The sequence below is a fragment of the Candidatus Krumholzibacteriia bacterium genome (genome assembly GCA_035268685.1).
GTDB lineage: Bacteria > Krumholzibacteriota > Krumholzibacteriia > JAJRXK01 > JAJRXK01 > JAJRXK01.
Genome location: DATFKK010000044.1, coordinates 17,885 through 30,484, shown reverse-complemented (window position 1 = coordinate 30,484; position 12,600 = coordinate 17,885). Strand labels below are relative to the sequence as shown.

The 12,600-nt window shown below is 69.9% G+C and carries 8 protein-coding genes; 1 reads left to right on the top strand and 7 read right to left on the bottom strand.

Going from position 1 to position 12,600, the window contains the following annotated elements; all coding sequences use genetic code 11:
* The 3 genes from VKA86_05025 to VKA86_05015 all read right to left on the bottom strand — a co-directional run.
* Positions 1-1,630: ATP-binding protein (locus tag VKA86_05025; GenBank protein HKK70559.1), on the bottom strand; the 1,630-nt coding region annotated here is incomplete at its 3' end.
* Between the two features lie 105 nt (positions 1,631-1,735).
* Positions 1,736-2,485: a class I SAM-dependent methyltransferase gene (locus tag VKA86_05020; protein ID HKK70558.1), complete on the bottom strand. Its 750-nt coding sequence runs from the start codon at positions 2,483-2,485 to the stop codon at positions 1,736-1,738.
* A 67-nt stretch (positions 2,486-2,552) separates the two neighbouring features.
* Entirely contained in the window at positions 2,553-5,369 is a 2,817-nt protein-coding gene (locus VKA86_05015) for a response regulator (GenBank protein HKK70557.1), read from the bottom strand.
* Positions 5,370-5,540: 171 nt separating this feature from the next.
* Here VKA86_05015 and VKA86_05010 point away from each other — a divergent pair, with 171 nt between their 5' ends.
* A complete protein-coding gene (locus VKA86_05010; protein HKK70556.1) occupies positions 5,541-7,511 on the top strand; it encodes an oligopeptide transporter, OPT family in 1,971 nt (656 codons plus the stop codon).
* A gap of 22 nt (positions 7,512-7,533) precedes the next feature.
* Here the strand turns inward: VKA86_05010 and VKA86_05005 are convergent, their stop codons facing one another.
* From VKA86_05005 to VKA86_04990, 4 genes are all read right to left on the bottom strand, one after another.
* The gene (locus tag VKA86_05005; protein HKK70555.1) at positions 7,534-8,211 is read right to left on the bottom strand and encodes a hypothetical protein; all 678 of its coding nucleotides are present in this window, start codon (positions 8,209-8,211) and stop codon (positions 7,534-7,536) included.
* A gap of 50 nt (positions 8,212-8,261) precedes the next feature.
* Positions 8,262-10,478 (bottom strand): zinc-dependent metalloprotease family protein, encoded by a 2,217-nt coding sequence (locus VKA86_05000; protein ID HKK70554.1) that lies wholly within the window; start codon positions 10,476-10,478, stop codon positions 8,262-8,264.
* A 139-nt stretch (positions 10,479-10,617) separates the two neighbouring features.
* A complete protein-coding gene (locus VKA86_04995; GenBank protein HKK70553.1) occupies positions 10,618-11,106 on the bottom strand; it encodes a hypothetical protein in 489 nt (162 codons plus the stop codon).
* 231 nt (positions 11,107-11,337) lie between these two features.
* Complete coding sequence (locus tag VKA86_04990) at positions 11,338-12,594, bottom strand: threonine/serine exporter family protein (protein ID HKK70552.1); 1,257 nt, start codon at positions 12,592-12,594, stop codon at positions 11,338-11,340.
* Between the last annotated feature and the right edge of the window lie 6 nt (positions 12,595-12,600).

The following is a 12,600-nucleotide window of genomic DNA, read 5'->3' as shown; positions in this document are numbered from 1 at the left end:
GGTTGACCGGATTGTCCTCGACGACGAGGACGGCGGGGTCGTCGTTCGCCGGCGTCTCGGGTGCTGCCTCCGGATCCGGAGTCGCCGAGCCGTCGTGCTCGCCTCGACCCGGATCGACCAGTCCCGTGGCGTCGCCCGGGGTCCGCACGACGTGCTCGAAACCCGAGCGCTCGGCTCGCTCGGGAGCCACCGGGCGCTGCTCGGACGCGACCATGGCCAGCGGCGTGTCGGAGTCACGCAGACGATTGCGGACCGAGCGGCCGAAGGTCTCGCCGTCGAGGTCGGGAAGCTGTTGTTCGACCAGGACCAGCCGGTAGGGCCGGTCGCTCGCGCGTCGCGCGCGGATCCGATCGAGGGCGGCCGACGAGAGCTCGCAGATCTCGACGCTCAGGCCGGCGGTGTCGAGGGCCTCGACGAATGCCTGGCGGCGATCGCCAGGACGCCCCACGTACAGGACGTCGCCCTCGCCCGCGTCGACCATTTCCCGGGCCGTTCCGGACGTCTCCATCCCGAGCTCGAACCAGAACACCGAACCCCGACCGACCTCGCTGCGGACCTCGATCCGCGAGCCCATCATCTCCACGAGTTTCTGGCTGATGGCCAGGCCCAGCCCGGTCCCACCGTAGGCCGATCCGGAACTTCCCCGCGCCTGGGCGAAGGGCTCGAACACTCGCGGCAGGACGTCGGGCTCGATCCCGATGCCGGTGTCCTCGATCTCGAAGCGGAGTCGTACGTGGTCGGCGTCGTCGGGCTGCCCGTGGACCCGCAGGACGACGTGGCCGGAGTGGGTGAACTTCAGGGCGTTGCCGAGCAGGTTGACCAGCACCTGTCCCAGGCGCACCGGATCGCCGGTGCACGCGCCGGGCAGGACGCCTTCGGTCTCGAAGCGCAGATCGATCCCCGCCGATCCGGCGTTCGAGCGCAGGAGCCGGATCGCGCTGGTGCAGACGTCGCGCGGGGAGAAGGTCGTGTGGTCGATCTGGAAGTGACCGCGGTCGATCTTGGCGAGGTCGAGGATCTCGTTCAGCAGCCCGACCAGGCTCTCGGCCGTGCTCTGGATGGTCTCGACGTACTCGCGCTGGTCGCGGGGGAGTTCCCCTTCGAGCAACAACGAACTCATCCCCAGAATTCCGCTCATGGGCGTACGCAATTCGTGGCTGATCGCGGCGATGTACTCGCTGCGGCGCCGATGCGCTTGCTCGGCCTCGGCGCGGGCCGCGAGCGACTGTTCGTGGGCCTGCTTCCGCTCGGTGACGTCGCGCAGCGTGGTGACCCAGTGCGAGCCGTGTGCGAAGGAATTCCGACGACTCCGGAGCAGAACCCAGCGATCGCCGTCGGGACAGGTCAGGCGCAACTCGCCGCTCGGACCGCCGGAGCCATTGGTGAAACCCTCGCGCAGGAGCCGGGCGCCGTCGGGGCCGAAGAGTTCGAAGAAGTCGCGCCCCTTCAGTTCCTCGGCCGGGGTCCGCAGCCATTCGACGAGGACCGGGTTCGCCGCGAGAACGCGGTGGTCGTCCGCGTCGTGGACGACGACACTGTCGAGCATCGCTCGGAAGGCGGCGCACTGGTCCACGTCGATCCCGGCTCCGGTGGCGCCGGTGCAGGCAGTGGGTTCGTCGGTCACGGTCATCGGGGCATCAGCTCCGTTCGAGCCGGGGCACACGGCAGAGGTGTCCCGCCACCCCTGAGTATCGGGCGGACCGATCGCGACCTTTAGACGGGATGGTGCACCGGATCAGGAGCGACGTGCCACCAGCAGCAGTCTCGAGGAACCCAGCTCGAAGGGTTCGAGATCGGGAGAGCCGTAGGCCTCGAACTCGCCCAGCCCGTGCCTCGACAGGCGTTCCAGGAGTTCCCGGTAGGTGTAGAGACGCAGGGAGCTGGTGCGGTGCTCGCGTCGGTCGGGTGCGCTGAGCACCCATTCGGTGTCGAGTCGGCCCCGGGCGTGGTCGTAGGCGCGGTTCTCCGCAACGGCGACATCGCCCGCCCAACGGAAGCCGTGGGGCTCGAACCAGGGGAGCAGGGTCTCGACCACGTGGGTCTCGAGCAGGAAGCCTCCGCCGGGCTCCAGCGCATCCGTGACGGACGCGAGGAAGCGGTCGTCGTCGGTCTCGCTGCCGTAGCCCAGACTCGACCACAGGCACACTGCGGCGTCGAAGGTCGCGTCGAGGGAGAGCTGCCACATGTCCGACTCGATCCACCGGACGTCGGCGCCCCGTTCCCGCGCGGCGGCACGCGCGCGCTCGATCAGTGGCGCCGAGCGATCGACACCGGTCACCGGATGGCCGCGGGCCGCCAGCTCGACCGCCACCCGGCCGTTGCCGCAGGGCACGTCGAGCAGCCGCGCGTCGGGCGTGAGTTGCAGCGCCTCGCGGGCGGCGTCGACCAGCTCGCGGGTCTCGGTCGGTCCGAAGGAATGTTCCTGGACCTCGAGCCACAGGCCCTCGAAGAAGTGCTCGTGCCAGTCGTCGCGCGTCTCGGCCATGGCTCGTCCTCGGTCGGGGTCGGGCCGGGGAGCGTAGCACCGGGGCCGGCGACCGGCCACGGGTCGATCAGGACGCCACCGAGGGCCGCAGGTGACGGCGGAGGACCTCGCGGAGAGTGGCCAGGCGAACCGGCTTGGCCATGTAGTCGTCCATGCCGGCCGCCAGGCAGCGCTCCCGGTCACCGTTCATGGCGTTGGCGGTGAGGGCGACGACCGGAATTCGTGGGTCGCGGACCCCGGAGCCGGACTCGCGGATGCGGTGGGTCGCCGTCAGACCGTCCACCACCGGCATCTGCATGTCCATGAGGACCAGCGCGAAGTCGCGGGTGCAGAGAGCATCCAGCGCGAGCTGCCCGTTCTCGACGACCGTCACGTCGTCGATTCCGACCTTCTGCAGCAGCCGGTGGATCAGTTGCTGGTTCACCGGATTGTCCTCGGCCACGAGCACGGCTCCCTCGGGGAGGGGCATCGTGTCCTCGGAAGTCGCGGGTGTCGATGCGACGGGAGCCGCGTTCTCGTCGAACACGTCGCTGAGCCGGTGGTACAGCTCGTGCCGCTTCACGGGTTTCGCGATCATGCCCGCGACCCCTGCCTCTCGGGCCTCGCCGGCGTCCCAGGGTTGGCCGAGGGGGACCAGGGCGAGCACGGTGGCTCCGGTGGCCTCGGTGAGCTTCCGGAATTCCCTGCACAGCGCGTCATCGCGGGAGACCAGCGGCCAGTCCGCGAGGATGACGTCGTAGGCCTCGTCCTCGTCGATGGCGCGCTGCACGAAGGGGCGGGCGGCCTCGCAGTCGGGCACGATGTCGACGTGCACACCGCACGGCAGCAGTTCGAAGCTGAGCTGCTGTCGAACGGTCGCATTGTCGTCGCAGATCAGCATCCGCCGGCTCGCCCCGTCGGGACACAGTACCGGGGCCGGATCGGTGTGGTCCCCCGGCAGCCCCAGCCGCACCGTGAACGTGAAGGTCGATCCCCGCCCGGGCTCGCTCTGGACCCCGATCCCGCCGTTCATGCGTTCGACCAGCTGCTTGCTGATCGCCAGACCCAGGCCGGTGCCCCCGTAGCGGCGCGTGGTCGAAGCGTCGACCTGCGTGAAGGGTCGGAACAGGCTCTGCTGCTGTTCGGCCGAGATCCCCACGCCCGTGTCGCTCACGTCGAACCGGAGTTCGAGGGCCTCATCGGTGGGGCGTGATTCGGAAACGCGGATCACCACTTCGCCGGCCTGGGTGAACTTGATCGCGTTGCTCACCAGGTTGCCGAGGACCTGACGCAGCCGGGTCGGATCGCCGAGCGCCACGCTGGCCAGGCCCGGATCGAGTACGGCGACCAGGTCGAGATCCTTCTCGTGTGCCCGCAGCGCCATGAGGTCGGCGGTCTCCTCGATCGAAGCCCGCAGGGGGAAGCGGACCGTCTCGATGGACATCTTTCCGGCCTCGATCTTCGACAGGTCGAGGATGTCGTTGATCACGCGCATGAGCGTCTCACCGGAACCGTGAACGGTCTCGGCGTACTGTCGTTGCTCGTGATCGAGTTCGGTGCCCAGCAGGAGCTCCGTCATGCCGAGGACACCGTTCATCGGCGTACGGATCTCGTGGCTCATGTTCGCCAGGAACTGCGACTTGATCTCCATGGCGCGCTTCATGTCGTTGTTCGCGCGTTGCAGAGCGCTCATCTGGACCTGCAGACGGCGACGCATGCGATCGAGGTCGTCGCCGAGCTCCGCGACCTCGTTCACGCCCCGAACATGGATCGGTGTGTCGAGGTCGCCGCGCGCGATCGTGCGCGCCAGACGGGACAGAGCGGTCACCGGCCGGCTGATGTCGCGGGAGATCCACGCGACGAAGCCGGCCGTGAGCAGTGCGCCGACGAGCGCCATCGCGGCCACCCAGAGTTCCATCCGGCGGGTCTGCCCGGCGAAGGTCCTGGCCTCGGCCGCGAGCTCGACCGGGAACTGCAGGATCCGGTCCTCGATGGACTCCAGACGACGGCGAGCCTCGGCTGCGCGTGCGCTCGTGGCGTGGTACTCCACGATCAATCCGTGACGGTGCGCGACCTCGCGGCTGGCCGACGCGGGGGCGACGCTCGCGGCCGGGTGGCCGGAGTGCAGCGTGTCGCCCGCGGCGGTGAGGACGACCAGGTGGGCACCGGGCTCGTGCAGATCGGCGGCGCGTTCGACGAGGTCGCCGAAGGGCACGACCACCTTCACGACGGGGGTGCGGTCCCGGGAACCGATGGACGCATCGGGGTCGCCCGGCGCCACGGAATGGGCCACGACCAGCGAGGTCATCGTGTCGGGCAGATCCGGGTTCGGCCCGGAGTGCACGGAGACGGTGGCCGATGGCTCGGCTCGACGGGCACGCCACCAGGGACGTGTCGATTCGTCGGGGCTCCTGTTGACGAGAGGCGCCGTGCCGACGGGGGGACCCGTGCCCGGGAGACGAACCCGGCCGCCGACCGCGTGGATCTCGAATCCGTCGCTGTCGAGGAGCGCGATCTCGGCGAGACCCGCCTGGCGCACGAGGGTCCGCATCCGCCGGAGCCACAGCCCGGCGTCGTGCGTTCCGGGCGCGGCGGCTCGTCTCGTCAGCTCGGAACCGGCGATCACCCGGGCCAGGAGCACCCGGGCTTCGATCTCGGCGTCGAGGACGTCGGCGATCCGGTGGGCGACCTCGAGCTGGCCGCTCTGGATCTCGCGTTCGAGCAGTCCGTGCATGGTCCGCAGCTGCCCGGCGACGACCGACTCGGCCTCTTCGGTACGATCGATCCCACGCTGCTCGAAGCGCTCGATCTCGCCCAGCGTCCACCACTGCACCACGCCGAAGACCAGGGCCGGGGCCACGGTGAGCGGGAGGAAGACGGAGAGCAGGCGGGCGCGCAGATTCATCGGACTCGTTCGGGTCGAGACACGGACACGGGCGATCGTTCCCGGTATTCGGCCGGTCGCGCCCGCGTCTTGAGTCCCGTGGGCCGCTCGCCCCGGTCTTGACCCCCGGCCCGGGCTCGTCCACGCTCCTTCGTCCGCGTACCGCCACGACCCGTCCCGGAGATCCTGCCCATGTCCGAACGCCGCGGTCTCGACGACACCGCCTACACCGCACTTCCCGAAGGGGAGACCTACCAGCCCTACGTTCCCGCGGCGCGGACCCCCACGGAGTTCTCGTTGCCGTCGATCGGTTTCGGGGTGCTCTTCGGGATCATCTTCGGCTGGGCGAACGCCTACCTGGGCCTGAAGGCAGGGCTGACCATCAGCACGTCGATCCCGGTGGCGGTGATGACGGTGGCCGGCTTCAAGGCACTGTCCGCGGCGGGGAAGAGCGGCTCGATCCTCGAGGCGAATCTGTCGCAGACGATCGGCTCGGCCTCGAGTTCGGTGGCCAGCGGGGTGATCTTCACGCTACCGGCCCTGTTCCTGTGGGAGATGAACCCGAGCCTCCTGCAGATGACCCTGTTGGCCATGTGCGGCGGATGCCTCGGGATCCTGTTCATGATCCCCTTGCGTCGATACCTGATCGAACGCGAACACGGGAACCTGCCCTATCCCGAGGGAACGGCCTGCGCCGAGGTGCTGGTGGCGAGCGAGGTCGGCGGTGGCCGGGCGCGCAACGTGTTCGTCGGGCTCGGAATGGGAGCGGCGCTGAAGGCGCTCACGAGTTGGGTGAGTCTGATCCCCGGCGACGTGGAGTTCAAACTGCCCCTGTTGAAGAAGGCGCAGCTGGGCAGCGAGATCTCGGCCGCGCTCTTCGGGGTGGGCTACATCCTGGGCCTGAGGATCGCCACGATCATGGTCGGCGGCGGTCTGCTGTCGTGGTTGGTGATCATTCCCGCCATTGCCTACTGGGGCGAGGGGCGTGCGGTGCCTCTGTTCCCCGAGACCCTGCTGACCATCAACGAAATGGGCGCGTCGCAGATCTGGACGCGCTACGTGCGCTACATCGGTGCCGGAGCGGTGGCCACCGCGGGGATCATCACGCTGATGCGCAGCATTCCGGTGATGGTGGAGAGCTTCCGGTTGGGGATGGAACAGTTGAAGGGCCGCGTGGGGGGCGCCGCGGGTGCCGTCGAGATTCCGCGCACCGGCCAGGACCTCTCGCTGCGCGTCGTGGTGATCGGGGTGCTGATCATCGCGTGCGTGCTGGCCTTCGTGCCCGCCGTGTTCGGCGGCGACTTCGCCGCCTTCGGCCGGATCGTGGCGGCGGTGTGCGTCGTGATCTTCGCGTTCTTCTTCGTCACGGTGGCCTCGCGCATCGTGGGGATGGTCGGCGTGACGTCGAACCCCACGAGCGGCATGACCATCGCCGCGTTGCTCGGGACCTCGTTGATCTTCCTGGCCCTGGGTTGGACCGACGCCCTGGGCAAGGCCACCGCACTCACGGTGGGCACGGTCGTGGCGATCGCAGCGTCGATCAGCGGTGACACCTCACAGGACCTCAAGACCGGCTTCCTCCTCGGCGCGACGCCGCGTCGCCAGCAGATCGGCGAGCTGGCCGGCGTGCTCACGTCGGCGACCTTCGTCTGTCTGTCGGTCATCCTGCTGGCCAGCACCTTCGGCTTCGGGGGTGACGAACTGCCCGCACCGCAGGCCACGCTCATGAAGCTGGTGATCGAAGGCGTGCTCGACCAGCAGCTGCCGTGGACCCTGGTCGGGATCGGTGCCGGTCTGGCCGTCGTGTGCGAACTGCTGCGGATCCCCTCGCTGCCCTTCGCGGTGGGGGTGTACCTGCCGGTGGCGACCATGGTGCCCGTGTTCCTGGGCGGACTGCTACGCCACCTCATGGAGAGCCGCGCGCGCGACCACGAGGAACGCTCGGGGCGTCGGGAGCGTGGTGTGCTGCTGGGCAGTGGGTTCGTGGGCGGTGAAGGACTGCTGGGCGTCCTGCTCGCCGGGATCACGTTGGCCCTCGGGCGCCGCCCCGAGGGAATCGGGACCGGATGGGCCGGCAGCGAGCTCGTGGCGGCGCTGGCCGGGGCAGCCGTGTTCGCCCTGTTCATCGCCTGGTTCGCCCGGACGGTGCGGGGCACGCGTTGAGCGCGCCCCGCCCGCTCGAGGGTCAGATCCCGAAGAGCGACAGACCGATCGACGCGTAGAAGCCGTCGTAGTCGACTTCGATGTTCGCGTCGGCGCCGTCGACGTCGAGGGGCAGGTCGGTCTCGAGTTCGTAGGTCCCGCTGAAGGTGTAGCCCGCCCGTCCCACGAGCCCGAGCCCACCGATCAGGTCGATGCCCCCGACGGCGTAGATGCGCGCGGTGTTGGCCGAGGCCTCGAGATCGCTCGCCCCGTCGAAGCCGGCCGTGACGTCGAGGTCGTCGGACAGTTCGATGCGCGCGTACGATGCGCCCACGCCCACGTAGGGGGCGATCGGCGACAGCGGCAGCAGCTCGTAGTGCTTCTCGGCGAAGATCGCGATCTCGTTGGCGGCCAGGCCGAACTCGGCCACGCCGGAGATCTCGTCGTCGAACTCGGGGCCCACGTCGCCGAAGTGACGCAGGTAGTGCAGGCCGAGGTCGATTCCCACGACCGGGATTCCGACACGCACCTCGGCGCCCAGCGCGTTGGCGCTGGTGTCGGTCTCGCCGAGGTCGACGCCGGCGGCGGTCGCGTCCAGCGTGGCGGCCTGGCGGGCGTAGAGGGCCGACGCCCGGATCGAGACCGGCAACTGGCCGGCCGCCTCGATCGGGACCTGCAGGGCCATCAGGGTCAGGACGGGCAACAGGAATCGCGTCCTCATGGGTCGTCCTTTCGGAACGGGGTCGCGCGGCGTTCGCGCGGAATCCTGCCTCAGTCCAGCGTGTGCGACCACACCTGACTGCGCACGCCGTCGGAGAAGATCACGTCGACCTCGGCCGCAGTGCACGCGAAGTCCAGCGTACCCTGCCGGCCGATGGCCAGCACGGTGCCCTCGCGAGCGTCCCGGACGATCGCGAGCGGACGCTCGGTGGCGTCCCAGCGCAGGACGGCGCGGCCGGGGCCGGTCCGTTCGAGTCGCTGCACCGGTCGACGCGCGGCCGTCCCGGTGTCCTCGCGGGCGGTCCGTTCGACCTCACGTCCCGCTCCGCGCACCGCCACGCGGTGCAGCCGTCGGGCGGCCGTGTCCGCGATCGGGATCAACCAGGTGAAGGCACTCGCGTCCGGCGCGTCGGCGCAGCCGATCCGGGGCGGATCGAAGGACAGGTCCACGAGGATGTTGCCGTCGGCGTCGACCGCGCGGACCCGGTGATCTCCCGGTGTCGTGGGGATGTTCGGTCGCGCCGTGAGCACCGCGGCCGGGTCGAGCACCATTTCACCGTCGCGGATTCGTCCCCACACCAGCAGACAGGTCTGCTGGGCCGTGGTGCGACGGGTCAACGTGGCGTCCATGAATTCGAGGATGCCCTCGAAGTGGTAGTCGCTGATCCACTGCGGGTTGCAGTAGGTCATGATGTCGCGCGTTTCGACAGGATCGACGAGCTGTCCGGTCCGCGCGTCGAAGCCCCACTGCCCGATGCTTCCGCCACCGTAGGGGTAGTCGGGATCGGGGTTGGCGGGTCCACCGCACGGTGCGTGGTAGCGTCCCAGGTTGTGACCCAGTTCGTGCGCCAGCACGCCGGCCCGGCTGTTCGGGCGGTCCCAGCCGATCGCCGTGCGATAGTCCGACGTACGGCTCGACGGAATGTATCCGAGACCCGCCACGCCGGAGGAATACGTGGTGCGGACCACTCCGAAGTAATAGGCGTCGACACCGTCGGTCTGCCGCAGGAGCTGGACCTCCTGGAGGATCGTGCTCCAGGCGCCGTTCCCGTCGCCGGACTGCAGGACCGGAGCGTCGGTCGTGTAGACCGGGCGCACGGAGACGTCGACGTCGGGGAAGGGGTACAGGGCTCGCGCCGTCGTGACGAAGGTCTCGACATTGCCGCCGTCCACATCGCCGGTCTCACCGTTCACGCTCTGACGGATCGGGACCAGGGTCAGGGGCAGGGGATCGATCGACGCGACCGTGAAGCTCCGGCGGCTACCGTCGTCCGGGAAGGTGTTGTTCGTCTCGTCCGCCTCGACCACCGCGGCTTCAGGGTCGACGGTGGCCACGATCTCCAGACCCGGTTGGACGTGGATCCCCGGGATCGTCCAGTTGTAGCTGGTCGCCAGATCACCCCGGTCGGTCCGGGTGGGCACCGAAGCGAAGGTCGGCTCGATCGTCGGGGTCGCGACCACGTCCCCGTTCACGCGGATCTCGAGTTGTACGTCGGGCAGGAGAGGCGACGCCTCACTGGCCGCGACGTACACACGCGCCAGCGCGTCGCGGCTTCGGATCAACGCAACGTCCGATGCCGCGCGCTGGACGGACTGGACGATCTCGATGCCCGTGAGCTCGAAATCCAGGCTCCCGAGTTCCTGGGGCGCGTAGCCGACGGCGGCCGTCACCGTTGCGCCGGCCGGGACGTCGACGTCGGCACGGGCCGGCACGGGCACGTAGGCGAGCGAACCGTCGCTGACGGCGGTGGCGGTGACGTCGTACGAGCCGGCTGCCAGCGAGCGCAGGGTGTCGGTCGCCACGATCGAACGCTGGTATCCGCCGGGACCGGTCAGCAGGACGGCTCCCTCGGTCCCGTCGGGCAGTCCGCTGACCTCGACGGCCAGATGACCGCGCGCGACGACGGCCGTGTACACGACTTCGATCGTCGCGGTCTCGCCGGCTTCCACGGTGCGCGCGCGCGCGGCACCATCGGGCACGTACTCGAGCAGATCGTCGATCGCCGTCGATGCGCTCAGGACGTACGAACCCGGCATGAGTCCGGTCAGGGTCGTGTCGCGGTGGACCACGGCCGAGAACGACGCCGGACCCGCGATCCCGAGGTCGACCTCGATCCCAGCGGGTACGCCGTCGACGGCGATCGTCAGACCTCCGGTGGTCGGCGTGGGGACCGTGGGATCGTCGCCGCCCGAGCAGGCGGCCAGCGCGGTCAGGACGATCAGCATGACCGGGACGTGGATCTTCGTTCCGGTTCGTTCGATCCGCATGGTCCGGCTCCGGTCTCCGCCGTCGGGGGCGGCGGGATGTCCTGTCGTGGACGGAACGGGGCGAAGGACCCCCATCGGGGTCCTTCGCTCGTTCCGAGGGTGCCGTCCCACGGTTGCAAGATGTGTCCCAGGACCGGACTCAGTGGCGACGATGGCCGCCGCGGTGTCCGCGGCCGTGGCCCCGGCCGCGGTCGGAGTCGTGGCACGGCCCGTTCGAGGGGGGCCGATGGCCGAGCCACTGCGCGAAGCGTCGGGGGTGCTGGGCGACGAAGAGTTCGCGGTGCGTGATCCGGTGCATGCGGGCGATGCGCGTCCAGGTCAGGCCCCGGGCCCGTTTCACGACCAGTGGGCGTTCTGCGATGCCCGTCACCACCGACAGGCGGTGAGCGACGGCACGGTCGCGCCGCGAGAGACGGAACCAGGGGTCGGCACGTTGCACGCGGATCGGTGCGGGACCTCGGTGGCGAACCACGCGGTCGGGGGTGTGCAGACGAACCCGGACCTGCGCGGGGCCGACCCTCTTCTCGAGTTCGACGCGGGCGCGGACACCGGCAGTCGCCGGATCGGGGGCCACGGAAGCGAGGGCCAGGCCGAGGCCGAGTGCGGTGATCGTGAACAAGCGTCTCATGGCGTCTCCTCTCCCCGGGTCACGGGCGGCGGGGGGATCCCGTCCGCCGCGATCACGGGTCCACTCCCTCGCCTGGCGAGGACCAGGCCAGGCGCCCGGTGTACCGCTGATGGCGTAACGCCAATCATGGTAACGGTTTATGTTTTCGTGACACGTACCCTGCGGTACGTTCCGGGCCAGGCGTCCGCGGGCGGGGACACGCCGGGCGACCCGATCGGTGGACGCCGTGGATCAGAGGAGACGCCGGGGAATCACCAGCAGGTTGGCCACGAGGAGTCCGCTGACGAGGGCGACGGCGACGATCGCCATGGTGAACAGCGACTCGATCCCGCCGACGACGTCGTCGGCCAGGAGGGCCTGGAGACTCCGGAACCCGAGGCTTCCGGGCACGAGCAGGAGCAGCGCGGGCAGCAGGGCGATGGCCGTCGGCTGATCGAGCCACCGCGAGGCGGCGTTGGCGGCGACTCCCAGCCCCAGAGCGCCCAGGCCCGCACCGAGCTCGGGGCCGAAGGCTCCGGTGCCCAGACGCGCCGTGGCGAAGGCGATGGTGGCCATGAGCAGGATCAGCAGTGCGTCGTGGATCCGGGCGCGGAAGAGCACGGTCAACGACAGGGCGGCCACCGCCAGGGCCGGAGCCACGGTCCATTCCGGCAGGTGGGACGGCGCGGCCGGCACCGTGACGATGCCTGCGACCCGGCGCGCGATCTCGCTCCCGAGGGCCACGCCGAAGGCCAGCTCCAGGAAGGTCACCGTTGCCGCGGTCATGCGCGCCGTCCCGCTGACCACGTGGTTCAGGGCCAGCTCGTTCATGGCCACGGTCAGGGTGAGCCCCGGGAGCAGGACGATCAGGCTGGCCAGGATCACGATCGGTGCGAACACGCCGTGGGTGGCCGCCAACACGCCCGCGAGCAGAGCGGCGACCATCCCCGACAGGACCGGGAGCAGGCGGGTGAGCCGGGGCCGCTCCGACCCCACGATGTTCAGCAGTCCGATGGCGGCACCCGCTCCGGCCGACGCCAGGATCTCGGCGACTCCGCCGTCGAAGAACCGGGCGGCGGCCGCCGATGTCGCAGCGAAGGCGAGCCACGCCAGGAGGGGTCCGTAGGCCGGGGGCGCGGCCTGGATCTCGTCGACGGCGGCGCTCGCCGCCCGGATTCCGAGCGTGCCGGCGAACACGTCCCGGATGACCTGGTGCAATTGCGTCAGTTTCCGGAGGTCGGTCTCGCCCGCGTCGACGCGGGCGAGGCGGGTGATCTGGGCATCGTCCTCGCCGAAGGAACCGAGGATCGAGGTCGGCGTCACCAGGAACTGACCGCGCACCCCCAGACGTCGTGCCACGCGTGTGAGAGCGTCCTCGGTCCGGTGGCTGGGAGTCCCATAGGTGTGCAGAGCCTTGCCCAGCCGCACGAGAAAGGTCGCCACCGCCTCGGGAGCGACCGTTTCGCCGTCGTGCGGGGGCGCGCTCGACGAGGAGCGGGATTCGTTCACGATCGA

Bases quoted from the DNA above. Each gene is read 5' to 3' on its own strand.
- VKA86_05020 (HKK70558.1), bottom strand. From the start codon at position 2,485: ATGGCCGAGACGCGCGACGACTGGCACGAGCACTTCTTCGAGGGCCTG.
- VKA86_05015 (HKK70557.1), bottom strand. From the start codon at position 5,369: ATGAATCTGCGCGCCCGCCTGCTCTCCGTCTTCCTCCCGCTCACCGTG.
- VKA86_05010 (HKK70556.1), top strand. From the start codon at position 5,541: ATGTCCGAACGCCGCGGTCTCGACGACACCGCCTACACCGCACTTCCC.
- VKA86_05005 (HKK70555.1), bottom strand. From the start codon at position 8,211: ATGAGGACGCGATTCCTGTTGCCCGTCCTGACCCTGATGGCCCTGCAG.
- VKA86_05000 (HKK70554.1), bottom strand. From the start codon at position 10,478: ATGCGGATCGAACGAACCGGAACGAAGATCCACGTCCCGGTCATGCTG.
- VKA86_04995 (HKK70553.1), bottom strand. From the start codon at position 11,106: ATGAGACGCTTGTTCACGATCACCGCACTCGGCCTCGGCCTGGCCCTC.